This is a genomic window from Carboxylicivirga fragile (assembly GCF_050589805.1).
In the GTDB taxonomy this organism is placed as follows: Bacteria; Bacteroidota; Bacteroidia; order Bacteroidales; family Marinilabiliaceae; genus Carboxylicivirga; species Carboxylicivirga fragile.
Genome location: NZ_JBNGOY010000005.1, coordinates 18,907 through 44,888 on the forward strand (window position 1 = coordinate 18,907; position 25,982 = coordinate 44,888).

General features: G+C 35.8%; 25 protein-coding genes. 17 read left to right on the forward strand and 8 right to left on the reverse strand.

The features are described from left to right. Window positions 1-13: 13 nt before the first annotated feature. Entirely contained in the window at window positions 14-259 is a 246-nt protein-coding gene (locus ACRD7B_RS03210) for a hypothetical protein (RefSeq protein WP_430823024.1), read from the reverse strand. Window positions 260-493: 234 nt separating this feature from the next. Here ACRD7B_RS03210 and ACRD7B_RS03215 point away from each other — a divergent pair, with 234 nt between their 5' ends. From ACRD7B_RS03215 to ACRD7B_RS03265, 11 genes are all read left to right on the forward strand, one after another. Next, on the forward strand, window positions 494-1,075 hold the full coding sequence (locus ACRD7B_RS03215; RefSeq protein WP_430823025.1) for an RNA polymerase sigma factor: 582 nt from the start codon (window positions 494-496) through the stop codon (window positions 1,073-1,075). A 62-nt stretch (window positions 1,076-1,137) separates the two neighbouring features. Beyond that, window positions 1,138-2,079 (forward strand): FecR family protein, encoded by a 942-nt coding sequence (locus tag ACRD7B_RS03220; RefSeq protein ID WP_430823026.1) that lies wholly within the window; start codon window positions 1,138-1,140, stop codon window positions 2,077-2,079. Continuing rightward, the gene (locus ACRD7B_RS03225; RefSeq protein ID WP_430823027.1) at window positions 2,076-3,638 is read left to right on the forward strand and encodes a carboxypeptidase-like regulatory domain-containing protein; all 1,563 of its coding nucleotides are present in this window, start codon (window positions 2,076-2,078) and stop codon (window positions 3,636-3,638) included. The genes ACRD7B_RS03220 and ACRD7B_RS03225 overlap by 4 nt, the downstream gene beginning before the upstream one ends. Further along, window positions 3,610-4,275 (forward strand): ABC transporter ATP-binding protein, encoded by a 666-nt coding sequence (locus tag ACRD7B_RS03230; RefSeq protein WP_430823028.1) that lies wholly within the window; start codon window positions 3,610-3,612, stop codon window positions 4,273-4,275. The genes ACRD7B_RS03225 and ACRD7B_RS03230 overlap by 29 nt, the downstream gene beginning before the upstream one ends. A 9-nt stretch (window positions 4,276-4,284) precedes the next feature. After that, a complete protein-coding gene (locus ACRD7B_RS03235) occupies window positions 4,285-5,010 on the forward strand; it encodes a hypothetical protein (RefSeq protein ID WP_430823029.1) in 726 nt (241 codons plus the stop codon). Between the two features lie 11 nt (window positions 5,011-5,021). Then, complete coding sequence (locus tag ACRD7B_RS03240) at window positions 5,022-5,603, forward strand: TlpA family protein disulfide reductase (protein WP_430823030.1); 582 nt, start codon at window positions 5,022-5,024, stop codon at window positions 5,601-5,603. Between the two features lie 506 nt (window positions 5,604-6,109). Beyond that, the gene (locus tag ACRD7B_RS03245; RefSeq protein WP_430823031.1) at window positions 6,110-7,372 is read left to right on the forward strand and encodes a PAS domain-containing sensor histidine kinase; all 1,263 of its coding nucleotides are present in this window, start codon (window positions 6,110-6,112) and stop codon (window positions 7,370-7,372) included. Window positions 7,373-7,381: 9 nt separating this feature from the next. Continuing rightward, the gene (locus ACRD7B_RS03250) at window positions 7,382-8,032 is read left to right on the forward strand and encodes a response regulator transcription factor (RefSeq protein WP_430823032.1); all 651 of its coding nucleotides are present in this window, start codon (window positions 7,382-7,384) and stop codon (window positions 8,030-8,032) included. A gap of 101 nt (window positions 8,033-8,133) precedes the next feature. Next, window positions 8,134-8,556, forward strand: a complete 423-nt coding sequence (locus tag ACRD7B_RS03255; RefSeq protein ID WP_430823033.1) for a response regulator — start codon at window positions 8,134-8,136, stop codon at window positions 8,554-8,556. Between the two features lie 54 nt (window positions 8,557-8,610). Further along, the gene (locus ACRD7B_RS03260; protein ID WP_430823034.1) at window positions 8,611-9,342 is read left to right on the forward strand and encodes a hypothetical protein; all 732 of its coding nucleotides are present in this window, start codon (window positions 8,611-8,613) and stop codon (window positions 9,340-9,342) included. Window positions 9,343-9,388: 46 nt separating this feature from the next. Then, the gene (locus ACRD7B_RS03265) at window positions 9,389-11,314 is read left to right on the forward strand and encodes a methyl-accepting chemotaxis protein (RefSeq protein WP_430823035.1); all 1,926 of its coding nucleotides are present in this window, start codon (window positions 9,389-9,391) and stop codon (window positions 11,312-11,314) included. A gap of 124 nt (window positions 11,315-11,438) precedes the next feature. Here the strand turns inward: ACRD7B_RS03265 and ACRD7B_RS03270 are convergent, their stop codons facing one another. The 3 genes from ACRD7B_RS03270 to ACRD7B_RS03280 form a co-directional block, all read right to left on the reverse strand. Further along, a complete protein-coding gene (locus ACRD7B_RS03270) occupies window positions 11,439-11,981 on the reverse strand; it encodes a DUF1697 domain-containing protein (RefSeq protein WP_430823036.1) in 543 nt (180 codons plus the stop codon). 83 nt (window positions 11,982-12,064) lie between these two features. Then, a complete protein-coding gene (locus tag ACRD7B_RS03275) occupies window positions 12,065-12,733 on the reverse strand; it encodes a hypothetical protein (protein WP_430823037.1) in 669 nt (222 codons plus the stop codon). A gap of 29 nt (window positions 12,734-12,762) precedes the next feature. Next, window positions 12,763-14,415 (reverse strand): AMP-binding protein, encoded by a 1,653-nt coding sequence (locus tag ACRD7B_RS03280; RefSeq protein ID WP_430823038.1) that lies wholly within the window; start codon window positions 14,413-14,415, stop codon window positions 12,763-12,765. A gap of 209 nt (window positions 14,416-14,624) precedes the next feature. Between ACRD7B_RS03280 and ACRD7B_RS03285 the strand changes: the two genes are divergently transcribed. The 4 genes from ACRD7B_RS03285 (at window position 14,625) to ACRD7B_RS03300 (ending at window position 19,155) form a co-directional block, all read left to right on the forward strand. Continuing rightward, window positions 14,625-15,752 carry a TlpA family protein disulfide reductase gene (locus ACRD7B_RS03285; protein ID WP_430823039.1) on the forward strand — a complete coding sequence of 376 codons (1,128 nt, stop codon included), beginning with the start codon at window positions 14,625-14,627 and terminating at the stop codon, window positions 15,750-15,752. 145 nt (window positions 15,753-15,897) lie between these two features. Continuing rightward, a complete protein-coding gene (locus ACRD7B_RS03290; protein ID WP_430823040.1) occupies window positions 15,898-17,052 on the forward strand; it encodes a redoxin domain-containing protein in 1,155 nt (384 codons plus the stop codon). 222 nt (window positions 17,053-17,274) lie between these two features. Then, on the forward strand, window positions 17,275-18,048 hold the full coding sequence (locus tag ACRD7B_RS03295; RefSeq protein ID WP_430823041.1) for a UDP-2,3-diacylglucosamine diphosphatase: 774 nt from the start codon (window positions 17,275-17,277) through the stop codon (window positions 18,046-18,048). Window positions 18,049-18,066: 18 nt separating this feature from the next. Further along, complete coding sequence (locus ACRD7B_RS03300; RefSeq protein WP_430823042.1) at window positions 18,067-19,155, forward strand: 3-oxoacyl-ACP synthase III family protein; 1,089 nt, start codon at window positions 18,067-18,069, stop codon at window positions 19,153-19,155. Window positions 19,156-19,232: 77 nt separating this feature from the next. Here the strand turns inward: ACRD7B_RS03300 and ACRD7B_RS03305 are convergent, their stop codons facing one another. From ACRD7B_RS03305 to ACRD7B_RS03320, 4 genes are all read right to left on the reverse strand, one after another. Then, window positions 19,233-20,333 carry a glycosyltransferase gene (locus ACRD7B_RS03305; RefSeq protein WP_430823043.1) on the reverse strand — a complete coding sequence of 367 codons (1,101 nt, stop codon included), beginning with the start codon at window positions 20,331-20,333 and terminating at the stop codon, window positions 19,233-19,235. A 125-nt stretch (window positions 20,334-20,458) separates the two neighbouring features. Continuing rightward, on the reverse strand, window positions 20,459-21,523 hold the full coding sequence (locus ACRD7B_RS03310) for an HU family DNA-binding protein (RefSeq protein WP_430823044.1): 1,065 nt from the start codon (window positions 21,521-21,523) through the stop codon (window positions 20,459-20,461). An 87-nt stretch (window positions 21,524-21,610) separates the two neighbouring features. Next, window positions 21,611-22,582: a hypothetical protein gene (locus ACRD7B_RS03315; protein WP_430823045.1), complete on the reverse strand. Its 972-nt coding sequence runs from the start codon at window positions 22,580-22,582 to the stop codon at window positions 21,611-21,613. Then, on the reverse strand, window positions 22,548-23,564 hold the full coding sequence (locus ACRD7B_RS03320) for a lysylphosphatidylglycerol synthase transmembrane domain-containing protein (protein ID WP_430823046.1): 1,017 nt from the start codon (window positions 23,562-23,564) through the stop codon (window positions 22,548-22,550). The genes ACRD7B_RS03315 and ACRD7B_RS03320 overlap by 35 nt, the downstream gene beginning before the upstream one ends. Before the next feature lie 143 nt (window positions 23,565-23,707). Between ACRD7B_RS03320 and rsmA the strand changes: the two genes are divergently transcribed. Both rsmA and mgtE read left to right on the forward strand, forming a co-directional pair. Next, on the forward strand, window positions 23,708-24,514 hold the full coding sequence (gene rsmA, locus ACRD7B_RS03325) for a 16S rRNA (adenine(1518)-N(6)/adenine(1519)-N(6))-dimethyltransferase RsmA (protein WP_430823047.1): 807 nt from the start codon (window positions 23,708-23,710) through the stop codon (window positions 24,512-24,514). 25 nt (window positions 24,515-24,539) lie between these two features. Next, window positions 24,540-25,910 carry a magnesium transporter gene (gene mgtE, locus ACRD7B_RS03330; RefSeq protein WP_430823048.1) on the forward strand — a complete coding sequence of 457 codons (1,371 nt, stop codon included), beginning with the start codon at window positions 24,540-24,542 and terminating at the stop codon, window positions 25,908-25,910. Window positions 25,911-25,982 lie beyond the last annotated feature (72 nt).

The following is a 25,982-nucleotide window of genomic DNA, read 5'->3' on the forward strand; positions in this document are numbered from 1 at the left end:
TGTAAATCTAGCTTTAAACAACCTGAAGTGATTCCATTTTTGTAATCACAGCATCTGGTTCAACAGTAACCACCTGCATAAATCCAAGTGTATTAACATAGCGTACTATTAACCTTAAGGGGGAGTGCTCCATATCGAAGCCAGTGAGGTAACCCGATTTGCGTCGCCCTTTGTGAAAGAAACGAACCTGATCGCCAAGGCAGATATTACGTGCCTTTTGCCACTTTACAATTTGTTGATATGCGCTGCTTGTTTTCATTTATCTCTACTAAGTAACGATTCAAAAGTAAGCATTATTTTGAGCTATAATAATTCCAAAGGCATGATAATGACGAAGCTATAAATCTCTTACACAAACGTGAAAAAATGTTGGATAATCACGCTTCATTATTTCCACATAAAAGAATAGTCCAAAAATTGGATTAAAATCCAATATGTAAACTTTTATAATTCGGCCAATATTTACTTACTTTAGATCGCTTAACCCACATAGATGGAACTGAAAGAAAACGACCAACAAACGCTACTCTCGCTAAAAAATGGTAACAGAGATGCATTCGACACCTTGTTTCGAAAGTATTACCAAAGTCTCTGTCGTTTTGCGTTTAACTTCCTAAATGATGAATCTTTGGCGGAAGAAGCGGTTCAGAATACCTTTATGTATTTATGGGAGAAGCGAAAAAACTATCAAATACCTAAAAGCTTCAAAGCATACATACACCGAAGTGTTTATAATGAGTGCTTACGAATACGTAAATGGGAAAAGAAAACGTCTGAAGTTGAATCTACCTATGCCTTACTTCTTCCAGAGGAATGGACAGATAACGAACAAGAACAATGGAATAAAATTAAACCGATCATCAATAAAGCCATTAATCAATTGCCACAAAAATGCCGCGATATATTTCTGATGCGACGACAAGAAGGATTGAGTAATCAGGAAATAGCAAATTACCTCAACATCTCAATAAAAACAGTTGAAAATCAAATGAGCATCGCTCTTAAAAAATTAAGAAACGATCTTGCTCATGTTCTAAAGCAACTGCCAATACTACTTGCATTTTTTAACTTATAATAAAAATTCCTCAACTCTTTTAGGGGTATTAACTTTGGCATCTCTCTTAATAATAAAAAGCCATGAGAGACGAAGCGCCTATACATATAATTATTGCCGTTCTTGAAGGAAAAGCAAGTAAAGCAGAAGGGGAAACGCTTAATCTTTGGCGCGCTGAATCCGCCAATAACGAAGACTATTATAAATCTATCCGTCAAACCTGGCTTAGTTCAAAAATTAAAAAAGCTAATTTTAAAGCTGATACCGAAAAAGCACTTTTAGCAATTAATAAACGGATGGCGCGTCGTATGTTTATCAAACGAACATCTTATGCCGCTGCCATACTTATAATCTGCTTTGCATCATTGCTTACCCTTCAACTATTTCAACAGGAAACACGAAATACATTTGTAGCTCATGAAAAAACTGAACTGATACTAAATGATGGTACCAGAGTTGTTCTTGCTGAAGGTAGCGTGCTTCAATACCCTGATACATTTAAAAACTCTACAAGAAAAGTACAGCTCCAGGGGAAGGCCTATTTTGAAGTTGTATCAAATAAAAACAAACCATTTATTGTTGAAACAGCTGAAACCAAAACAAAAGTACTTGGTACAAAATTCACACTTCAAAGCAATAAACACTGTGCTGACATATTATTTCTGGATGAAGGAAAAGTTTCCTTTAAAGCACATGGATTATTTGCTTCAAAGGAATTATTACAACCCGGAGAAAAAGCTATTTACTCAAATGGCGCGATATCAAAGAAGGTAGCCATCAATGAGAATGTATCTTCATGGGCAAGTGGTATCCTTCGTTTTGATAATGCTACTCTAAAAGAAATGCTTCCAATTCTTAAACAGCACTATACTACTAATATCGAATTAAAGAATCGTCAACTAGAATCTTTACGATTTAGTGGAACCTTGTCGCAAACCAAAGCGCAAGATGCACTAAAAGTAATTGCCCTAACCTTACAACTAAATCTTTCTGAGAATAACCAAACCTTATACCTTAGCTTATGAAATATTTAATCCTTCTTGTTGTTCTGTTGACTAGTACTTTATATGCACAAACAACAACTGTTGAAGAAACTCTCAATCAAGTAGCATCCAAGTACAAACTAGAGTTATGCTTTAGTAAAGATAGGGTTGACTTATCAGATAGTATTATCCCACCTGTGGATTCTTTGGAGCTTAGCAACTACCTTAAAGAATTATCGCGCTTAGCACAGCTCGACATACAACAATCGGACAAAAGTCTGATTGTAACAAGCATTACCAACAATACACTATTAATGAGTGGTAAGATGGTAGATGCCAAGAGTGGAGAAACTCTACCCTTTGCCCACATCCTGCAAAAAGATTGGGGAACTGGCACCATCACCAACGAAATTGGTCAATTCGAAGTAAACGTCCCTCAGGTATTATCAGGACTGGAACTGCAGTTTTCATGCATGGGTTATGCAGATACAACGCTAATAATACCCCAAACGGATACCTTAGGCTTGATAGTAAAACTCCGCCCGAAACCATACAACCTAAACGAAGTACTGGTGTTACCAAACGGAAACACAGCCAAAGAACTGGTTCGACAAGCCACTAAAAAAATCAAACGCAACTACCATCGCAAGACCTGCCAAATGGAAGCCTTTTATCGACAAACAGGTATGCGCGACACTACCTTTGTTAATCTCATTGAAGCAGCCCTTTTGATTGAAGATAAAGGTATTGATGCCACCATGGAAAGCACAAAAATTAAAGTGGAGCAAATGCGCCGAAGCACCAACTATCTAATTCCTCGCGATAAAAAGTGGGAACTTGCATCTAAGTACTGGGAAAAAATTTTTGGACATCGCAATATCTACTACAAATGCTACAATCGTAATTCTGTTCGCAACTACAAAAGTGAATGGTGGTATAGGCCACTTGTTGATCTGGAAAAGTTCGATTATGAATTTGAAGGTGCCCTATGGTTGGATACAATGAAAGTGTACAAAGTAAAATACACCTATACTTACATTCCTGAAATGATGGGGGGAGGTAAACGTAAAACTGGTCCAAATAAATCGTGGGATGGCGGTTACATTTATATAAATTCAAATGATTTAGCCATCGTTAAGTTGGATTATATCTGGCAACTGAAAGGTAAAATGGCCAAATATTGGAAAGATGGTATCCTTTCTCAAAGCACACGAAGTTATCAGAAAATTGATGGTAAGTATTATTTGAAATACATCAAAGGGCGAACCTATCCCAACGCAAAATCTTGGGTCACTAAAAACCCGGATAATCACGATGAAGAACAAGAAGTAGAATCTCAACAATGGGCTGAAGAAGTGCTGGTGGTTACCAATATTATAACAGAAAAAAAACAACAGGAACGCATCCGATTTCGTGAGAAACTGGCTCGAGATGAAAAAACTCTGGAAAAGAAATACCCTTACGATCCGCATTTCTGGGCTAATTACAACATGGTAAAACTAAAACCGCTGCCTGGTACTGCCATTATAGACTTAGAGTGGGATAAATCACTTGAATTACAATTTGAAGAAAATGGAGAAGATAATGTTGAAAGTAAGTAAGCTTCATCATCGCTTTGGTGATCAAGTAGCCTTGGCCGATATTAATTTTGAGATTACCCAACCCAAACTATTTGTATTTGCCGGAGCCAATGGTTCCGGTAAATCAACCCTCTTCAATTGTATCAATGGTTTATTAATTCCCGATGAAGGTACTGTGGAAATAAACAGAGATGAAATAGGCCTTGTATGCGAACCATTCAATACCGAGGGCAACTTAACTGTGATGCAAATTTTGCATGTAGCCGCATCCATTAAAAACACATCTGTGGATGAAATACAACAATGGCTGCATTTTTGGGAAATGGATAAGCAAATCGATAAATGCTTTAAGGCCTTATCAGTTGGAATGCGTAAGCGTTTGGCAATAATATCATCTCTAATAGGTAATCCAAGTTTATTGCTTTGGGATGAACCATTCAACGGACTTGACCCCTTGGGTATGGATAAACTGCGGCAGCTAATATCTCAACTATTAAGCGAGGGTAAAACCATTTGTTTATCAACACACATTATTGGTGAATTAGGAGATGATGAGGCACAAATAATCATCCTAAAAAATGGACAAATAGCAAACGAACTAACTTCCTCTGAACTTAAGGATGATAAAACTGATATACTCGAACTATTAAATGCATAGCTCCTCTTCATGACAACTATATTTAGAAATGAACTCAACTTTATAAAAGGTAAACGTTTTTATTTACCGCTATTCAACTTACTTATTGTACTAGGTATCTTAAGTCTGCTGAATTATTATCTAGCCAGTAACGATATGCTCGAAGGTAAAGATTTAGCTCGTCAGGTAAGTACACAAATGTTATCTTCTTCGATAGTAGGACTGTTCTTTATGATATGGCTTTTACAGCATTACGTACATTTATTTCGTTGTGGGTATTACAGTATGTTACTTAGTTTTGGTATCAATCGCCACCAATTATTTTGCTATCTAATTTTACAAATTACTTTATATAGTCTCCTGTTTTCAATGATCAGTTTTACAGCGTGCTCTGTAAGCGGTTTATTCTTTACAGTTTGGCCCTGGCAATTATTTATGGCTAGCGATTATAACTTGATAATTTCAATGCAACTCATGTTATTTGGCTTAGGTACTTTTGCCGCTTTACTTTCAACCATTCGCTGGAATCATCTGCTTGTTTTACCTCTACTCTTTTACTGGTTGCTCGAACGTTGGATGCTTAGCTTGTTACGAAAAGAACATGAACAATTAATTAACTATTTTCCTCTAAAATCATTTACTAATCTGGTGGGGAGCGAAATATTAGATTTACAACAAATGCTAATTAGTACACTCTATATTTGTATTGCAAGTGTTGTACTATATCGTATTATAAAACTCAAAGCCCTTATCTAAAAATATTAAGTATGAAAGCTCTTCTACCCTACCTCATTAGCTTAGGTTTTGCCATTATTATTTTTAGCAATACAGCACTCACCAAATGGCATAAAAATCAATTTTTTAGAAATTATGAAAGCATTGATGAACCCATTAGAAGCATACTTGAGCAAGATGATTTTTTAAGCGATGAAAAAGATGCAAAGATTCTCGTTATCAATCTTTGGGCAACATGGTGTCAGCCTTGCCAGCGCGAAATACCACACCTCAACAAACTGCTTGATAAGTATGAGCAGGAAGGGGTTTTATTTCTCGCTATTAATGGTGAAAAGAAAAATGAAGTGAACGAATGGATAGATCTTCAAAAGCACGAATTCAGCTATTTTCAACTTTACGAACAAAAGCCATTGATGAAATACCTGTTTGAATTAAATCCAGATGAAAGCTTTAAAAAAGGTCAAAAACCACAAGCCTTACCAACCAACCTCATTATTAAGAATGGTGAGCTAATTTATTACAAAGCTGGGTTTTCGAAACAATCTATTGAAGCCTTAGAGGCAAAACTTAGTGAAATATTGAAAGGTGAAAACTTCCTTAATAAAAGATTTTAGATAATTAAATTAATCGTTCAACAGCATAATGCTGGCAGTTAATAAGTATGGTCGATCAATTACTTAGCTACAAAATAATAGGATGTACATATTATAAGTGTCCAATTGGTCATTTATTTTAGCTTATTGAAACTAATCGATGATCTAACCGTTAACCAAGCATCTTATAGTCAAAATTAATACGTGATACCTTGGGAATAGATTATACTTTTAAAGATGTTGTAAATTCCTTTAATACAGTCCGAGAAGATATTATTGACTTTACTTCTCGTGTATTTACAATTTTACTTGGGCCGCTTTTAATTTATGGGATATATTTTGAGCGCAACCTTTTTTCTATAATGACAATAGTCAATACTTTAGTAATCATTAGCTTGTTGCTTTTAATATTACAAAAGTTAAAGCTTGGTATAAATGTTAAGAAAGTACTCTTGCTTTTTATTCTATTATACTGCAACCTCTTTAGTATATATAACCTTGGTTTTTTTGGTGGTTCTCAATATTTTATGATATTAATATTTGGCTTAACCACATTTTACTTCAGAAAATGGTTTGCCTTGTGCATTAATATTTCAGTAGTGGTTTACTTTTTTATATTTATGCAATTATATACAGGTGAGCAAATTGATTATTCGTCACCCCCAGCTGTGATGGTTACCAGTAAAGTAATTTGGCTTGCTGACTTTTTATTGTCACTAATAATAATTACCATAGGTGGATATGCCATATACAAAACCTTCAAATCGTATAGCCAAATAGTTAGGGAGCATGTAGATAGCTTAAAGAAATTCAACTACACTCTTGATAACCTTCCTATACCTGTAGCTGCTTTGAAGGAAAACAAGCAAATTCCTTATTTTAATGAAATGTTCTACAAATACTTTGGTTATGAATCGGAGGAAATACCAAGTTTCAATCATTGGTTAAAATGTGCTTACCCAGATCAGAAACATAGAACAAAAGTGGGTGAGTCCACAGAAGAAATCATGAAAAAGGCATTCAAACTTCAAAAACAATTACCTATAGAATACCATGATTTTAAAACCAAAAATGGCGAAATAAAGAGTGCCGAGGTTCACCATACATTTTTGGGAGATACAGCCATCTGTGCCTTTGTGGATCTGACTGAACGAAAGCAAAAAAGAAGGTTGATAATTGAAACCATGATGCAGGCCGAAGAAAAAGAGAATCAACGCATTGCGCAGGAGTTGCACGATGGAGTTGGCCCATTGTTATCAACAGCTAAAATATATGCCCATAGCATGATGGTTGATTGTAATTGCAGTGATAAAACCCTTTATGGCAATAAACTTAAAGAGCTATTGGATAGTTCAATAAAGGAACTTCGAAATACCATTAACAATGTAAGCCCACAAATACTTCAGCAGTACGGCTTAGTCTCTGCAATTGATTCCTTTGTCAAACATATCGAAGCAGTTACAAGCATTAAATTCAAATTTGCTGCAAAACCATTAAATATAAATTCACCTTTAATTGAACTAACCATCTATCGAGCAATACTTGAACTAATCAATAACTCGGTCAAATATGGAAAACCATCGCAAATAAACATTAATCTCGACAACATTAATGACACTTTATGCGTCAAATATAAAGATAATGGTTGCGGCTTTGATTTTGAGAAGAAAAAAAGAACTGGATTTGGTTTATCAAATATTATAAATCGAATTGAAACTGTTGGTGGAGAATTTGACCTCATATCGAGCCTAGGTGAAGGTGTAGATGTAAATATATGTTTTGACTTATAGAGTAGTTAAATGATAAAAATCGCTATTGTTGAAGACCATAAAATGGTAAGGGAAGGACTAAGAATATTGATTAATCAATATGATGATATGGAAATTGTTGCCGAATTTAGCAATGGAAATGATTGGTTACATAGTCTTAATAATCAACAATACGATGTGTCATTGATCGATATTGATATGCCTGTTATTGATGGTATATCAACACTTACGGAAGGTTTGGTTTTGAATAAGGATATAAAAGCCATCATGCTGACCATGCATGATGATGTTAATTATTTAAAGGAAGCTTTTATTAAAGGCGCAAAGGGTTTTGTTTTAAAAGATATGAGCGTGGATGAACTGTCTATAGCGATTCATGAAGTCAACAACGGACATACTTATTTTTCAGATGATTTTTTAAATTCGGTTGCCTTAAGTTTGAAAAAGGAAAAGGATGCGAACCATCGCAAGACGATAGATAACATCTCACTAAGTGAAACTGAACAACAGCTCTTAACATTAATTTGTAAAGGATACACGAATAAAGAGCTTGCCGAAGCCCTCTTTTTAAGTGTCAAGGCCATTGAAAGTCAGAAAACAAAATTAATGCGACGAACTAAGGCTAAGAATAATGCAGGACTTATTGTTTGGGCCATTAAAAATCAGCTTGTTAAGATCTAATGATTTAAGCGGAAAATCCCTATTGCATATTTAGGGATTACCCTATTCACTTATAGGGATTTCACAGAAACCTCACATACACCACGTCCGTTAAATAGCCAATGAATAAATCAAAGGTTTATAAGGTTATTTTGGTTGACGATTGTTCTGAATTTCTTGAGGGGCTACAACTTTTTTTTAATAGTCTAACAAACTATCAAGTAATCGACACAGTCAATGACGGTAGTGAAATTGTTAATCACCCGCTTTTAATAGAAGCCGATGTGATATTAATGGATGTAAATATGCCAAAGTTAAATGGTATTACTGCAGGGCAGAGAGTTAATTTCCAATATCACAACATTAAAATGGTGGCCATCACTTTGAATAAGGATCGGGTTTACCTCGAAGAGCTTATACGCGCTGGCTTTAAAGGTTTTGTGGACAAAAAATACATCGTTGAAGAATTGGAAAATGTATTGAGCACAGTTATGAGCAATCAATTGGCATTTCCTAAAAATCTACTATTAAGCCTCGGTCTTTAGGCTTGTTTTGTGAATTATTAATTTCATATATAATACCAAAAATCTTTAGTACAGATGTTTTCAACAAGTAAAAACCACGGCTTTATAGTCGTTGGATTATTTTTATTATTCAACCTAATTCCCATAAACGCGCAACAAGCCGACGATGATCAACCATGGTCAGTTGGTGCTGATTTAATGACACGTTTTTATTGGCGTGGAGCGAATCAAACAGTTTCACCTGCCTTCCAACCATATATTGAGTATGGAGTTGGTGCCTTTACATTTGGAACCTGGAGTTCATATTCATTCTCGAAAGAGCCATTTCAGGAAATTGATGTATATGCATCTTATCAAATTAAAAATGTTCGGCTAACTGTATACGATTACTTCAGCCCCATCGACTCGATGGATGTATCGCATCACTATTTTGATTGGGACAAAAAAACAACGGCTCATGCAGTTGAATTGATACTCGAAGTTTGGGATGCCTTTGATACTGGTTTCGCTTTGGAAGCAGGTCTATTTATTTATGGTGATGATAAAGATGAAGATGGTAACAATCTTTATTCAGCCTATTTCGAGCCGCAATATAATTTTTCTAAAGGAGAGATGGACGTAAAATTGTTTGCCGGATTTAGTCCTGGTAATAGTATGTATTCGGATGACTTAGAATTTGTTAATATTGGTTTGTCGGCCACTCGAGAGTTGCATATTTACGATAACATCACTCTGCCTTTTACCGCTATGTTTGCCATTAATCCAGCCACTGAAAGTGTATTTATGGTAGCCGGAATCTCATTCTAAAAGGCACTATCGTACACAATTGATCAAAAATGAAATCACAATAAAAATGAAAAAATTAGGATTAAATGCAAAACTGAATTTTTATATAATTTCAGTTTTTCTATTGATATTCAGTATTACAATTGGTGTAATCATCTACAATACATTAACAAAAGCAAAGGAGGATGCTGCAACCATCTCGAAATTATACGGAGAGGAAGAGGCTGCGCACGTGCAAAATTATTTGGAACAAGCAATGACTACAAGCGAGTCGGTAGTCGAGTTAATATTAGCGTTAAAGGAAAACGACTACGCCGATAGGCAATTGGTGTTAAATTTGCTAAAGCAGGTTATGCAAAGTAATGAAAACTACTTTGCAGTATGGACGATGTGGGAACCCAATGCATTTGATGGTAAAGATGCGCATTATGCTAATATTTATGGCCAGCAGTTGGGTCACTTCTCGGCCTCTTGTTTTAAAGAAGATGGGGAATTATCATATCAAAGTTATGGGGCTGATGAATCTAATTATGTGAGTGATGATGACTTAAATGAATATTCAGAGTCGTACTATGCTGTACCAAAGCAGACTATGAAACAATTTGTTGATGACCCAACTGAATATAGTTTTACAGGTCTTGAGAAAGATATGGAAACCACCATTTCAATTGTAACACCTGTTATTGAAGATGGTGTCTTCCTAGGCGTAGTAGGTATCGATATTGATTTTCAAACACTAAAGGATTTAAACAATCAAGTACGAGTATATGAAACTGGATTTGCCTCTATCATTACTAATAATCAAATTGTAGCAGCGCATCCCAATAATAACTATGCAGGTGCTAAAATTGACACTTTGTTTAATGCATATAACGAGGATCTTTCCTCCAGTATAAAACAAGGTAAGGTATATATTTTAGAAGCTGAATCTGAATATTTAGATAAAACAGTAGCGCGGGTTTTTTCACCCATCGAACTGGGAAATTCAGAGAAGCCTTGGTCAATAATGATAGAAATACCAGGAGATGAGATCATGGCTGATGCTAAGAGATTATCACTCATTATATTGATAATTGGGGTTATAAGCACGCTTGTCATGCTTTCAATCGTTTTTATGATCTCTCGAAGTATTACACGTCCTATTGAGATGATAACGACTAAGATGAGTGAGATAGCTAATGGTAATTTAACCATTGAAATTAAACATTCATCACGTAAGGATGAAATTGGTATACTAGAAGATTCCTTACTACGAATGACGCATAAAATAAAGGAGGTTGTTCGTGTTATACAGGAAGGTTCAGATAATATCACAGCAGCTAGTTCTCAGTTTAGTTCATCAGCGAGTCAAATTTCAAGTGGTGCAAATGAACAAGCTGCTTCAGTAGAGGAAATTTCATCTACAACCGAAGAAATTGCAGCCAATGTAGAACAGAATACTAACAACGCCATAGCAACAAAAAAGATATCAACTTCAGCCAAACAAGGACTTGAAAATGTGAAATCAAAATCCATCGAGAGTTTAGCTGCGACGCGTGTTATTTCAGAACGTATTTCTGTTATTACTGATATTGCTTTCCAAACTAATATTCTTGCCCTAAATGCTGCAGTGGAAGCGGCTAGAGCTGGAGAACACGGAAAAGGGTTTGCTGTAGTGGCGGGTGAGGTTCGTAAGCTGGCAGAAAGTAGTAAGCAGGCTGCCGATGAAATTGTTAACAGGGCAGTCAACAGCCTGAGTCAAGCAGAAGAAGCTGGTAAAGAGCTTGAATTGATGTTACCAGATGTGACACAAACCATGCAACTGGTTGATGAAATAGCAGCGGCTAGCAGTGAGCAAAATAGTGCAACTACTCAAGTAAATGCTTCTATTTTGGAGTTGAGTAATATCACTCAGCAAAATTCAGCTTCAGCAGAAGAATTAGCCTCAAGTGCCGAGGAATTAGCTTCTCAAGCTGAAAGTCTTAATGAAACAATTAGCTATTTTAGAATTTAATAATATTATCAATTGGAATAACTGATTTGATAATGTCTTTTGATATGATCTTAATTCTCAAATTATGAGAATTAAGATCATACAAAATGTTAAAAAAAATCAATGATAGAATAGTGCTAATAAATCAGCTTGATAATTCAACTAACTTCAAGATTGTTTTCCAGTTACGAGTAGTAGCTCCAACTTTTAACTTCTTCTCAAAAAAGTTATTTCCCAGTTTGGTGTCTCTATATTGTTTTGTGCTATATAGAAACACACTACTACCAACAATCTCAAATTCATCATCCCCAACATCAACTTGTTTAAGCTTGTTGATAGCCTCCAGGGCTGGTTCCTCTTTTAATAATGTTAAATGAAGTCGATCCACATCAGAAGAAGCATTTTTATAATAGGGGTTACTTTCCAATAAGCTCTTAAACTCTTGTGCCGTGCGAACCATTACTGGTACTTCGAAACCAAACTTTTTAAGTATAGCCTTTTCAATTTTATCAGCCAGATTTACATTACTTTCCTTCTTCGTTGAAGAAAATACAACGTTACCCGACTGAATATAAGTTGAAATATCAGAATAGCCCATGTTCTTAAATAGCTCTTTCAAGTCAGCCATCAGAATTTTTCGTTTTCCACCAACGTTGATGCCCCTGAGTAATGCGATGTATTTGGTCATTAGATATTTATAATGAGTTATTTTATTTTTTCAGAACTATATCCATCCTTCACAAATCCATCTTCTCCAGTCACACGAATATGCTAATATATTGTTCCTACCAATCTTTGAATAAGCCCATTTTTATTTATTACCCAAAGCACTTGATAATAACCAGCGCCATCACTATTATCTTGATAAATGAAAAATGTTTCGTTCTGCTCATAAATGGTAAAATCATTATCACACTCGAATAGGTTATTATAGAATGCTTTATGAATTTCTATGTCCAATCCTTTCAAATTAACATTTATCGATTTTATCTCTACAGTAGGTAATTCTCCATCAGTACCCCAAAAAGACTGGCCATCTATCAACTTAATAGACCTATTACTTATTTTTTCAATTACCCTATTAGTTGAGTTAAATGAACCTAGCACATACGAGAACTTAAAATCAGAATTAGTGTACTCATCAAGACCTCTTATTGGCAATAACCGAGATTTATGAATGAATCCTTCAATCAAATTATAATCTGAACAACCAAGTGAAAAATCATTTTTAGGAATATATACTAGTATCCAATCAGTTGTATCCTTCACACTATGATCATACCAAAATGCTTTATTATCTTTAATCTTAAAAATAATATCAGATTCTAATGACGCTTTACTACGAACGTTAGTATAACCATCAACATCCTTTATAATAGCAATTTGAGCAACAACAGTGACTGAATAGAAAATAAAAAATAAAGAAAATATGTATCTCATCAGATAATCAATTAGGTAAAGATTCCTCCCTACTTCACATACTTATAACGCTTAATACTCTTCTTTGGGGTCTTCTCAAACTCCTCAGGGAAAAGCGTGATCATCTGTATGTTCATGAATGCAGGTAATATCTTATTTACTTCCTTTTTTATGTCATCCAGTTTTGCTTCAATCTGTTGTTGGTTTAAGCCTTCTCCATCCGTAGCCTCATAATCGGGATATACTAAAGCTTCCAGTTTACCATCATGGTCGCGTACCAAACACTCTTGCACATATTCCATCGATGTGATAGTTGCTTCTATCTCCTCAGGATAAATATTCTGCCCCGAAGCTCCCAAGAGCATATTCTTACTTCGTCCCTTTATGTAGATAAAATTATCGTCATCAATGACACCCAGATCGCCCGTATGCAGCCAACCGTCTTCATCGAATATTTCATCGGTGGCTTCCTGGTTTTTATAATATCCTAACAAGGTATTTTCACCCTTCACCATAATTTCACCTACCTTATTATAAGGATCGTCTGAGTCAATCTTTACCTCCATTCGATCAACAAGCTTGCCAGCAGAGTATGGACGCGATTCGGTCCATGGCGCATAACTAATCAAAGGACCACATTCTGTCATTCCATATCCAATGGTAAACGGAAAGCCAATCTTACGCAAGAAAACCTCAACATCCTTATTTAACGCAGCTCCACCAATAATCATTTCACGGAATTCTCCACCAAATACCTCAATAAGCTTTTTCTTGATTTTTGAGTACACCACCTTGTTAAGTCCTGGTATCATCAACATGGCTTTTACCTTGGTATCTTCCAATTGGGGCTGAACTCGTTTCTTAAATATCTTTTCAAGAATCAATGGTACCGACAAAATAATATGAGGCTTTACTTCTCTAAATGCCTGAGTAATCACCTGGGGTGAAGGTGTTCGTGTTAAAAATGTTGTATGGCAACCCATTACAAAAGGCCATAAAAACTCGAATAAACAACCAAACACATGTGCCAATGGTAAGAAAGAAACAACACGCTCCTGTGGTTTCAGAATCAAATGCTCGCTCGAATAAGTAATGTTTGACCAAATGCTTCGGTGCGGAATTAATACACCTTTAGAAAAGCCTGAAGTACCCGAAGTATATGAGAGTACAAGTAAATCGTCAGCAGGAATTTCGGGGAAGCTAAGCTGGTCATCACTAAAGCTTTTTCCGTCACCTTTAAATAAAGCTTGTGCTTTTTCCACAGCCTTTTTTAAAACCCCATCCGTATTATCGTAAAGTGTAGTACATTGATTAATGGACACGATCCCTTTAATCTTCGCCATTTTAGTTTCGTCAAGCTTATCGTACAATAAATCGGTACTGAACAGCAATTTCGATTCAGAGTGATTGACGATGTGATGTATATCCGACGAATTAAAATCGGGAAGAATAGGTACGATAACTGCTCCATAGCTTATAGTTCCCAAATACACCACTGCCCAACTGGTCATATTTCTACCAATCACAGCAACTTTATCACCTTTGGCAATCCCGAGTTCTTTATATAATTGGTGTATGCCTACAATGCGCTCGCCCACTTGAGCATATGTGATAGATTCACCTTGAAAGTCGCTAAATGCAACAAATTCTTTATTGTTTTTTAATGTCTTCTCAACTAAACTTAAATATCCATTGCCTTCCATAACGAAGATTTTATTTTCTAACTAATTGATTTATTGCTTTAAAAGGTAATTTTAAAATGACCAAAAGCATCTTACAAAGCTATTTTCGTGCCATCTTGTTCAAAAAATGCCAACCTAAGGTAATAAATAATTAACATTTCAGGACTCTTTCGTTTTTAATAAGCTGAACTAAAGCTCTAATTTTATATTTTTGTTGAAAACATGTACTCATGAAGAAAGCCCTTATTGCCATTCTTGTTCTCCAAGTTTGGTCGTGTTCAAAACCACAAAAAACACCATTTCTTACTTTTAGTTCAGATGCTTTATCCATTACTAAAGTTGAATTATTTCAACTCAAGAATGGTTATACGCTGTCTGATGTGGCAGCATTTGATGAAGATCTGCAACTTTGGGCCTTTCGTTCAGATACTGTATTAACCGGCATTTTTGAACTTCGAATCAACGATAACAAAAAAATTCCTCTCATCATAAGTGATGCTATGCCTAGCGCTATTGTCGAAAATAAAAAAGAATTAACAATAGATGGCAATCATGAAACACAGACACTTTGGAAAGCTAATCAACTTGTTAATCAATTTGAAGAGTTCATTAATAAACAAGCATCTAACTTCCCCGATTCACTTTTAAGTACTGATTTTGAATATCATAGAGATTCTGTTTTTCGCTTAATCGAAAATTCTAAAAATGATTGTCAATCACGTATTCAGCTATTGATTGAAAAGCATAGTAACTCTATTTTACCTCTGCTACTGGTTCAACTTAAAGCAGGTAATCATTTGCTATTTGATTATAATAAAGATGCCGAAATCTATTATCGCATTGATGAGCTCTTATACCAGAAATATGCCAACTATCAACCCGTAAATAATTTTCATATGCGTGTTGATTCACTTCGACGTTGGATGACATACACATCTGTTTCGAACCCGGGCAGGCCTTTACCAGATATCAGCGTGCCAAATGCATGGGGCGATCCAATTGCACTATCCAGCTTTAAAGATAAAAACACACTTTTCGTTTTATGGAATTCACAAAACGAGTCAAGTCGAATATTCACCAAACAATTACGAAGGTGGAGTCGTCCTTACCGTTTGAAAGGTCTTGAAATTTGTATGATATCGCTCGATACGGACAAAGAAAAATGGAAAAAAGCCATAAAAGAAGATAACCTGCCCTACTGGCATTTATCCGACCTAAAAGGAGAAAAATCAGCTGTGTATAGTGATCTAGGATTAAATTCCCTTCCAACCTTTTTATTGGTTGATAAAGACGGCATTATCATTGCAAAAAATAAGGATTTAAACAGTTTAACCAATACGTTAAATGAATACTTTTAATTGATCTTTGACGAATAAGTTAATTCAAGACATAAAAAAGTATTACGAGAAGTAAAAAAAAGTTAGAAACAGGATTAAAGAATTAATCCTATATTTGAGCAAATTACCGTGACTGTATCAGTCATGAAAGAAAAACAAAATTATAATGATGAAGCAGAGTCTATTACTAGTATTAATTGTGGTGTTGGTAAGTGCGTGTACTAACAAAAACATGTACAAAATAAGTGGTACTATTGAAAATGGTGCTGATAAGGTATTGTATATTCAAAAAATGGATCTTAACGAAACCACTACAATCGACTCGGTTAAACTTAATAAGAAAGGTCAGTTCAGTTTTAAGGGTGATCGCTTAATGGAGCCTACTTTCTTCCTTTTGAAATTTAATGACAGCAATTACCTAACACTATTGGCCGATTCTGTTGAAAACATTGAAGTATCGGCCGATGCTGCTAATCTTGAAGAAAGTTATCAACTGATGAATTCATATGGATCGGTGTATGTTCAAATATTTAATCGCAAAATGCGCAAGTTAAATATTGAGATGGAACGTATTATTGTAGATTACAAAACAAGCGATAAACAAGGCAAAGAAGAATTAGTTAAGGAATATAACCAATTAATTACAGAACATAAAACATATGTAGGTCAGTTTATTATGGATAACCCACGCTCATATGCTGGCTACTATGCCTTATTTCAGCGCCTGAATGATAATTCACAAGTTATGAATGTGATGGACAAACAAGATCAGGTTTATTTTTCAACACTGGCTACTAGTCTAAAAGTATATTACCCACATTCAGAAAGAGCAAAACATCTTGAAAGTTTTGTTTTAAATGTAATATCACAGCAAAAGCAGGCTAAAATGAAGGAATACCTTATGAACAATGCAACCGCCGGTTTTCCTGATATTGAAGAAGCTGATGTAAAAGGAAACAAAATTAAACTATCATCATTAAAAGGTAAAACTGTGTTGTTATCATTTTGGGCATCATGGGATGAAGCATCACGCAAAGAAAACAATCATCTGAAAAAAATGTACAAAAAGTACAATAACAAAGGATTTGAGATTTATCAGGTTTCACTTGATCGTAGTAAGGTATTATGGGAAAGCGCAATTGTTAATGACGAACTTCCCTGGATCAATGTAAGCGACCTACGTTATACTGAATCTCACCCGGCAAGGCTTTACAACGTTCAAAATTTACCTGCTAATTATTTGATTAGCGCCGAAGGTGAAATAATCGGTAAAAATCTTTTTGGCAACCGCCTTTCCGACAAATTATCTGAACTATATTAATACAAGTTAAAATATTTAAAAAAAGCCGCTTTCGTTTTCGTGAGCGGCTTTTTAATTTAAACATCACTAATTCAAATAAGTAAGGCATTAGAAGTTCTGAATTACAGAATATAATCGTCATCTATTCGAAACCAAAACATGAGCTTTGTATTAATTTGGTAGAAACCTGATTTTTCTGATATCTTTGTGCCTGATTACACCTAATTAGTTAACATAAAACACATGCCACTTTCAGAGGCTAAAAAAATATATTTTGCTTCAGATGTCCATCTGGGTGCTGCCGGAATAAAAGATCACCGCAGACATGAGATGCGCTTCGTTCAATGGTTAGATGCCATTAAGCAGGATGCTGAAGAAATCTATTTAATGGGTGATATATTCGATTTCTGGTTCGAATATAAGAAGGTGATCCCACGTGGTTTTACACGCTTTTTAGGTAAACTCTCCGAAATTACAGACAGTGGTATTCCAGTGCATTTTTTCACGGGTAATCACGATATCTGGATATTCGATTATTTAAGTGAGGAATGTGGCGTTCAAGTACATCGCGAGCCACAGATTAAAACCATTGAAGGTAAAACGTTTTACCTGGCTCACGGCGATGGACTAGGTGATTACGATAAGCATTATAACTTCCTTAAATCAGTATTTACCAATAAATTTGCGCAATGGCTCTTTGCTATGGTTCATCCTAATATTGGTATTGGTGTAGCCGATTTTTGGTCGGGTAAGAGTAGAGAAAAAAACAATAAAACATACGGAAGCCATTACCTTGGTGATGATAAAGAATGGTCAGTTCTTTATGCTAAGGACGTGGCGAATGAGAATCAAATCGATTACTTTATTTTTGGTCACAGACATGTGGCTCGAACGGTCAGTGTGGGACCCAAGAGTCAGTTACTGTTTTTAGGCGATTGGATAAAACTGTTTTCCTACGCCGTTTTTAACGGGCATTCTGTGGAATTAAAGTATTTCGAACAAGAACAAAAAGTTTGATATAGAAAAGAATTAAACATGGAATCAAAAACAGGGATTTATGCTGTGGCAACCGGTTCAGGAAGTTACATTCCTCCCATTGTAGTTGAGAATATCGACTTTGCCGATAATCGTTTTTATAATGAAGATGGCACAGTCATTGAAACTCCAGGAAAAGAAATTGTTGAGAAGTTTGAGTCGATCACCGACATAGCTCAACGTAGATGTGCCGAAAAAAATCATGTCACTTCAGATTTGGCCATGTTTGCAGGAAAAAAAGCTTTGGAACAAGCTAATTTTGATCCTGAAAAACTTGACTACATCATTGTAGCACACAATTTAGGAGACATGCGGCATGGTACCATTTACCCTGATATTCTGCCAACATTAGCTTCGAGGGTTAAACATAAATTAGGCATTAAAAATCCTAAAACGGTTGCCTACGATATTACCTTCGGTTGCCCTGGTTGGACTCAAGCTATGATTCAAGCCAACTACTATATTAAATCAGGTGATGCCAAAAGTGCCTTGGTAATTGGGGCCGATACCTTAAGCCGTGCTATGGAGCCTCATGATCGCGACTCGATGATATTTGCCGATGGTGCAGGAGCTGTGTTGCTCGAAGCGCGTGAAAGTGATGAGCCGGTTGGCATTTTAAAACATGCTACACAAACCGACACTGCTGAGCACATCGATTTATTAAGAATGGATGAGCCTTACAATCCTGAATTGAAAGGTGAGAATCTATTTTTAAAGATGTATGGTCGCCGCTTGTACAACTATGCACTTACTAACGTTCCGCAATTAGCAAAAGAGTGTCTTGACAAGAATGAGCTTCACCTCAGTGATGTTAAAAAAGTATTGATTCACCAGGCAAATGCCAAGATGGATGAAGCAATTCTGAAACGTTTATTCCGTTTGTATGGCGAGCGTAATGTTGATTATTCAGTTATGCCAATGACAATTGGAACCTTAGGAAATAGCAGTGTTGCAACGGTTCCAACGCTCTTCGATTTAATTCAACGAAACGAGTTGGAAGGACATGAATTAAACAGCGGTGATTATGTAATGATGACTTCGGTTGGGGCTGGTATGAATATCAATGCTTTTATGTATAAGATGCCGTAACTGAAAAAATACGATACAACTAAGGGCAGTTTTCAACATTGGGAACTGCTTTTTTTATACCTTAAAATTTATGAAAATCATACCTTCCTATTTTTCCATTTCAGCGGTTTAAAGATGGGATAAATCAAGACTAACAACATATAAAAAGGATAGAGCAATTGCCCAATCAATAATTCTTTAACGCAAATCGGATAGGCAAAATAACCATAAGCACTATTTAATAATCGTACATCAGCTATCAGCTTTATTACAATCAATCCGAGCAAAAAAACGCTTATAGTAGGACTAATAAACGATCCAATGATTAAAGCAAATAAGCACAAATTCATAGCGAAAGTTAATACACCAATCTTTATAATATGCTTATCGGAGTATGACTTTGCTTTAGCCGCCCAGCGTGCTTTTTGTGAAAGCATCTGAGCAAAAGATTTTTGCACACTACTATAAACAATGCTTTCTGGCGATTTCAAATAGTTAATTTTCATGTTGTAACGCTTAGCCTCTTCCAGTAAAAACATGTCATCGCCTGATGCAAGCTCAGTTTTTAGCTTAGCCTTTAAGTAGAATGCCTTTGTACAAGCCATGTTAGCCCCATTCATCATTATAGGCTTACCGCTAATAGCAGCTGCAGCACCACTTAGTTGTAGAGCTGCCATTTCCATTACTTGAAATTGACCCAACTTATTATTTGAAGAAAACAATTGGACTCCACCAATAATTAAATCAGCTTTTGTTTTCTGATAAAAATGACTGATAGTTTTAAGCCAATTAGGCTGCAGTATACAATCAGCATCACTCGTTACTAATAACTCATAATTTGCCTTTAAAGCACCCATTTTTAAGGCTTCTTTTTTACCATGCCTGGTATTATTAAGCAAATGAACAGTTACAGGTATTTTTGATTGATATTGCTTACAAATTAACTCCCCATTATCCTCCGAATGATCGTTTACCAAGATTAACTCCCAGTTGCCATAAGTTTGTGAAGCCAAAGAATCAAGCAATTGTTTCAGATTTGTTTCTTCATTTCGATAGGGAATAATAACTGAAACCCTTACCTCTTCGATCGTAGTTTCAGCCTCAAATATTGGTTCATTCAACCATAATTTACGCCAATACTCCATCTGAAGAAGATAGGCCAATGACAAACCAATAACTGCGACTGTAGCTAATATCATTATAAAATTGATGTGAAAAGAAATTCAGTTAAATGAAGAACGGTTCTTTATAGTGTTACACCAATAAAGAACCGTTCCCTAATCTTATCTATTAAAAACTATCTCATTCTGATAGTATCATACTTTTATTTACGCTTGGTTAAAATCCAACTTTCCATCTTATGCTTCTCCAGCAACTCTTCTTGCTTAGTCTGTGCTTCGTATACTTTCGCAAATGATTCAATACTTATCAAAGTCATTGTGTTACTTTGAATAGCCATACAATTCGCATATCCCATTCCACGTAACTTCGCCAAATATTTATCCGCATTATTCGTATCCTTGAAACTACCAACTATCAAATGGTGTGGCTTAGCATTATTAACCACAGCTTTTGGAACAACCGTTTTTGTCTTTGCCTTTTCTACCTTTTTAGTTTCAGGGCCAGCAACAATACCATCTTCTTGTTTTGGTTTAGTAACTACTTTTTTCTCTTTTACCTTAGGTATCACCTTCTCCGTTTTGGCAGGTTTTTTAACTTCCTCCTTCTTTTTGTGGAAAAACACAAAATAAACGGCCATAACTGCCAAAGCAATTATGATAATTGCAAAAATGAATATAGATCGGTTTCGTTTGCTATTATCCTCTTCGATGTATGAATGTGAAGAAGAACTAGTACTTGTAGATTCTACCTTTTTAATAATCGGTTCTTTTGGCTTGTCTTCAACTTTTGTCGTCTCATTTTCAACCTCAACCAAAGGAGTTTCTTTCAGAATATCTATCTCTTCAGTTTCCTCTGAAATACCTTCTTCTACCTCCTTAACATCCTCTGTTGAATCAGCATCAATATCCAATAAGGTATTTTCTGTTTTTTCCGATTCTTCTACACCATTAATATCATCGGCTTGAGAAAAACGCAAAATGCCAGAGGCATCTTTAGTAAACAAACCTAAACCTTGAATCTCATAGCGACCTTCCGAATCAAGTTTTTCTTTTAAGGTGTCCACATAATTATCCACTAGTTTGTTGGCCTCTTCTTTCGAAACTTTGTCGTGTTCAACCACATGGTCGATCAACAAGCCATCGTTGAAGCTCAAAAAATTATTGAATAAAATAGTAAAACCATTTTCCTTAGCAATAATGAATGCACCAAAGTTAGGAATGATAACCCGGTTATTCTCTTTAATTAAGGAGAGTATATGTTTTTCCATGCTCTTTACTAGATCAGGTTAGCAATTAGTATTCAAGGCTTAAAGATAATCAGATTTCTAATAAAGAAGTAAACCTTGCTTCTATTTTTACACTTTTCCATCCGAATATCGTCTTTTACCATATGAATTTGTGGAAAGAATGATGGTGCCAAGAAGTGCAGGAACAACCACATTGATCAACCAAAGGGAAAAAATAGCCAATAAAATTAAGGGCATTTGTGCCTCATAATGATTGAAAACAAAAAGAGATACGCTTCCGCGAATGCCCAAATCTGCCAGAAAAAATGATGGTATGAGCGTTATGAACAAAAAGTAGATTGGACTATATAAGATAAAATCAAAGAAATGTATGTCTAACCCAAATAACTTAAAGCATACAAACAATTGAAAATTATAAATTAAATACCTCAAACTGGTCCAAAAAAAGGCTTTTGACCAAACCAATAATCGAAGCTTTTTTAATTTTAAAATCCAATAACGCACTTTTGAGTTTCTAAAAATAAATCGTTTAAAAATTACAAACAATATGACTATAACGCTTATCAACAAAGCAAAGTAAATTCGGTTGTCAGTAAATAATTTGATATTATCTAAGCGAATCAAATTCGCTTGAAAAAAAATCAGAACCAGAATCCCAAACAAAAAAATGATCATGTTTTGAATCATTCCACCAACGGTGGTCATTATAACAGCATTTAAGCGATGTTCCTTTGGAAGTAGCACCATTCTGCCTCCAGGTTCGGCTAATCGTGCAGGTGAACCAATTGCAGATAAACAGCCTGCCAAATATTGACGAATAGCTTTAGTAATATCGAGTTTAAGGTAAGGTGCTATAAGTACCTGCCACTGCTTAGATGCAGTAAACACATTAAACACAAATAGTACGGTTAGCAGACCAAGGTACCAAAAATTAAGATTCTTATACGAAAGTACATTACCCAACGTAGACCAATGCTCGAAATGAAGCAGGCGTATGGCAATAAAAGCATACGCCAATAGTGCCAAGATAATTATTACTAAACGATTAAATAGTGCTTTGTTCAAGTTTAGTTTCGGCATTACCATTCGATTTATTGAGAATAGGCAACATAACAAAAGCTAATAATCCAACCACAATAATCATGGCATTTTGCGCGGCATGAACAACCAAAGCAAAGATACCAGCTTCATGCGCATCAACGCCATAAAGTTTTAAAGTAGCAATCACCATAAAGTGCCAGGGGCCAATGCCACCTTGAACCGGTGCCAGCATGCCCAAACTTCCGGTAAGCAATATGGTTATTCCTGCATGTATTGTCAACGAAGCGGTTGATTCCATACTAAAGAAACAAACGTAAATCATTAAAAAGTACATCAGCCATATGAAAATAGTATGAAAGACAAATGCAGGCTTATTTTTTATTTTGCGTATCGATCCTAAACCATCAGCAAATTTTAACCACAAACTCTTGACTTGTTTAAGCATCTTTAATTGATCAGAGAATTTGAAGAAGACAAAAATGACAATACCAATCGATATTAATAAGCCATAAAAAATCGGAGACGAAAGAACTGTTGCAAAGGAATCTATATTAAGATATTCACCAAAAAAATAAGTGATCAAATCAAATTGTAAAACCAAAACTGATAATGCGATTAATCCCAGTACAAAAACATCAACCAAGCGTTCAGCAACAACAGTACCAATAACACGAGTAAATGACATTTTTTCGTACTTGCTCAATACGCCACACCGCGATACTTCACCCATGCGAGGAAAAACCAAATTTGCGAGATACCCCGTCATTACGACCCAAAATGTATTATTAAACCTCGGCTTTTTCTCAACTGGCTCTAACAACAATTGCCAACGCATTGCCCTACTCACGTGACTTAGAATTCCAAGAATAATGGATAAACCTACCCAAAAGAAGTTCATATCATTTCGAAGAACATCAGCTATTTCATCCGCTTTTTGGTCTTTGTATAAATGCCAGATTATGAGAATTCCAAAAACGGGGAATAAAACATATTGTATCGTTTTGGAAAGGAGCTTCTTCAAAATTGATCGAATTTAAAAAATTAGGTACCTTCATAAGCGCGCAATAACTTTTGATTACATACCTTTGCGGCCAATTAAAGCGCCGCAAGATAACAAAATGTTTTGCACAGGCCAAAGGCTTAACACGGCCTTCATCAGGCTAAATGAGGCAAAATAAAACAGATGACAGAGACATGGTAAAAGCAAAAAAGCATCTTGGACAACATTTTCTTACAGACCTTAGTATTGCTGAGCGCATTGCTGAAAGCCTATCTGTATCGCAAAACCAAGTTGTGGAAGTTGGACCAGGAACGGGGGTACTAACACAATACCTCGTCAAGCGACCAAACATCGACCTTAAGGTTGTTGAACTAGATATCGAATCAGTTGAATACCTAACTGCGCATTATCCCGAATTGGATCAACGTATACTCTACAAGGATTTTCTGAAGATGGATATGGGTGATTTGTTTAAAACACCTTTTTCTCTGATTGGTAATTTTCCATATAATATATCTGGCCCTCTGTTTTTCAAAGTTTTCGAAAACCGTAATCAAATTCCGGAGGTAGTGGGAATGTTACAAAAAGAAGTAGCCGAGCGTATTGCTTCTGGTCCGGGCTCAAAAGTTTATGGTGTATTAAGTGTTTTATTGCAGGCCTTTTATGATATTGAATATTTATTTACGGTTGAGCCACATGTATTTAATCCTCCTCCAAAAGTAAGATCAGGAGTTATTCGATTGATACGTAAGGATAATGAAACCATCGATTGTAATGAGAAACTTTTTGTACAAGTGGTAAAAGCTATTTTTCACCATCGCCGTAAAGCCATTCGTAATTCGATTAAAGTAATCGATTTTAATCGCGAAGCCATAGCAGATCATGTGTATTTAACACGTCGACCGGAGCAAATGAGTGTGGATGACTTTATCGAACTCACAAAAATGATTGAATCCAATCCGAACGTATAAATGAACCCATAATAATTTCAGCAATATGGTAAATTTTGAATTAACCAGAGAGTATCTCGAAAACTTGCACGAACTTATCCAAGCAAAGGATGAAGAGGCTTTATCTGCCTTATTGCAAGATTTACACCCTGCAGATATTGCTGAAATATATGAAGAATTAACCATTGAAGAAGCCAAGTTCATCTACTTTCTTATTGACGATGATACGGCTGCCGATGTTCTAACTGAATTAGAAGAAGACGATCGTAAAAAGTTCCTGGAAAGTCTTCCGAGTGAAGTTATCGCTAAACGTTTCATCGATAATATGGATTCCGATGATGCGGCAGATGTAATCGGTGAAATGGATGATAAACGTCAACAAGAAATACTTTCACATCTTGATGATGTTTCCACTGCTGGAGATATTGCTGACCTTCTTAACTACGACGAAGATACGGCGGGTGGATTGATGGCCAAAGAACTTATCAAGGTTAAAGAAAATTGGAACATACCAACCTGTTTGCGAAGCATGCGTCGTCAGGCAGAAGAGATTGATGAGGTATATTACGTATATGTTGTTGATAGTGATGGTTTGTTAAAAGGGACGCTCTCATTAAAGCGCATGTTGTTAAGCCCGGTTGATTCCATTGTAAAAGACATCTACAATTCAGATGTGATCTCGGTTAAAGTCGATGTTGATGGTGAAGATGTTAGTAACATCATGGACAAATATGATTTGGTGGCTTTACCGGTTATCGATTCTGTGGGGCGTCTTGTTGGAAGAATTACCATTGATGATGTGGTCGACGTTATTCGTGAAGAAGCCGAAAAAGATTACCAATTGGCTTCTGGTATTACCAACGATGTTGAAGCTTCTGACGGCGTATTCGTTCATACAAGAGCACGTATTCCTTGGTTGCTAATTGGATTATTTGGTGGAATATTAGGTTCTCGTGTGGTTGGAGGCTTTGTTGGTATCTTAGATGAACATCCTGAATTAGCCTTTTTTATGGGTCTGATTGCTGCGATGGGTGGTAATGTGGGAATTCAATCATCTGCAATCGTCGTACAATCTCTTGCTTCGGGTAATCTTGGATTAGACACTACTTGGTCTAAACTATTCAAAGAGTTGTTCATTGCTTTACTCAATGCAACCATTCTTTCGGCACTTATATTTATTTATAATATGGCCGTAGGAGCCGATATGGCCTTAGTAATAACAGTGACTGCAGCCATGTTCTCGGTTGTTATATTTGCCAGCTTATTTGGCACCTTTGTACCACTCTTATTAAACCGCTTAAAAATTGATCCAGCAGTAGCTACGGGTCCCTTCGTGACTACTCTAAACGACATCATTGGCATGTTTATGTACCTTACCATTGGTAGTATTTTCTTTGCCATGTTCAACGGCTTATAAACAGGTACATAAAAATGGTATTTTAACCATTTGTACGTTGCACTGTTATTATCTAAAGTAATAACCTTATAG

Bases quoted from the DNA above. Each gene is read 5' to 3' on its own strand.
- ACRD7B_RS03275 (WP_430823037.1), bottom strand. From the start codon at position 12,733: ATGAGATACATATTTTCTTTATTTTTTATTTTCTATTCAGTCACTGTT.
- rsmA (WP_430823047.1), top strand. From the start codon at position 23,708: ATGAGGCAAAATAAAACAGATGACAGAGACATGGTAAAAGCAAAAAAG.
- ACRD7B_RS03280 (WP_430823038.1), bottom strand. From the start codon at position 14,415: ATGGAAGGCAATGGATATTTAAGTTTAGTTGAGAAGACATTAAAAAAC.
- ACRD7B_RS03310 (WP_430823044.1), bottom strand. From the start codon at position 21,523: ATGGAAAAACATATACTCTCCTTAATTAAAGAGAATAACCGGGTTATC.
- ACRD7B_RS03295 (WP_430823041.1), top strand. From the start codon at position 17,275: ATGCCACTTTCAGAGGCTAAAAAAATATATTTTGCTTCAGATGTCCAT.
- ACRD7B_RS03300 (WP_430823042.1), top strand. From the start codon at position 18,067: ATGGAATCAAAAACAGGGATTTATGCTGTGGCAACCGGTTCAGGAAGT.
- ACRD7B_RS03290 (WP_430823040.1), top strand. From the start codon at position 15,898: ATGATGAAGCAGAGTCTATTACTAGTATTAATTGTGGTGTTGGTAAGT.
- ACRD7B_RS03285 (WP_430823039.1), top strand. From the start codon at position 14,625: ATGAAGAAAGCCCTTATTGCCATTCTTGTTCTCCAAGTTTGGTCGTGT.
- ACRD7B_RS03230 (WP_430823028.1), top strand. From the start codon at position 3,610: ATGGAGAAGATAATGTTGAAAGTAAGTAAGCTTCATCATCGCTTTGGT.
- ACRD7B_RS03265 (WP_430823035.1), top strand. From the start codon at position 9,389: ATGAAAAAATTAGGATTAAATGCAAAACTGAATTTTTATATAATTTCA.
- mgtE (WP_430823048.1), top strand. From the start codon at position 24,540: ATGGTAAATTTTGAATTAACCAGAGAGTATCTCGAAAACTTGCACGAA.
- ACRD7B_RS03270 (WP_430823036.1), bottom strand. From the start codon at position 11,981: ATGACCAAATACATCGCATTACTCAGGGGCATCAACGTTGGTGGAAAA.
- ACRD7B_RS03250 (WP_430823032.1), top strand. From the start codon at position 7,382: ATGATAAAAATCGCTATTGTTGAAGACCATAAAATGGTAAGGGAAGGA.
- ACRD7B_RS03235 (WP_430823029.1), top strand. From the start codon at position 4,285: ATGACAACTATATTTAGAAATGAACTCAACTTTATAAAAGGTAAACGT.
- ACRD7B_RS03315 (WP_430823045.1), bottom strand. From the start codon at position 22,582: ATGCCGAAACTAAACTTGAACAAAGCACTATTTAATCGTTTAGTAATA.
- ACRD7B_RS03225 (WP_430823027.1), top strand. From the start codon at position 2,076: ATGAAATATTTAATCCTTCTTGTTGTTCTGTTGACTAGTACTTTATAT.
- ACRD7B_RS03215 (WP_430823025.1), top strand. From the start codon at position 494: ATGGAACTGAAAGAAAACGACCAACAAACGCTACTCTCGCTAAAAAAT.
- ACRD7B_RS03260 (WP_430823034.1), top strand. From the start codon at position 8,611: ATGTTTTCAACAAGTAAAAACCACGGCTTTATAGTCGTTGGATTATTT.
- ACRD7B_RS03210 (WP_430823024.1), bottom strand. From the start codon at position 259: ATGAAAACAAGCAGCGCATATCAACAAATTGTAAAGTGGCAAAAGGCA.
- ACRD7B_RS03220 (WP_430823026.1), top strand. From the start codon at position 1,138: ATGAGAGACGAAGCGCCTATACATATAATTATTGCCGTTCTTGAAGGA.
- ACRD7B_RS03240 (WP_430823030.1), top strand. From the start codon at position 5,022: ATGAAAGCTCTTCTACCCTACCTCATTAGCTTAGGTTTTGCCATTATT.
- ACRD7B_RS03305 (WP_430823043.1), bottom strand. From the start codon at position 20,333: ATGATATTAGCTACAGTCGCAGTTATTGGTTTGTCATTGGCCTATCTT.
- ACRD7B_RS03245 (WP_430823031.1), top strand. From the start codon at position 6,110: ATGATATTAATATTTGGCTTAACCACATTTTACTTCAGAAAATGGTTT.
- ACRD7B_RS03255 (WP_430823033.1), top strand. From the start codon at position 8,134: ATGAATAAATCAAAGGTTTATAAGGTTATTTTGGTTGACGATTGTTCT.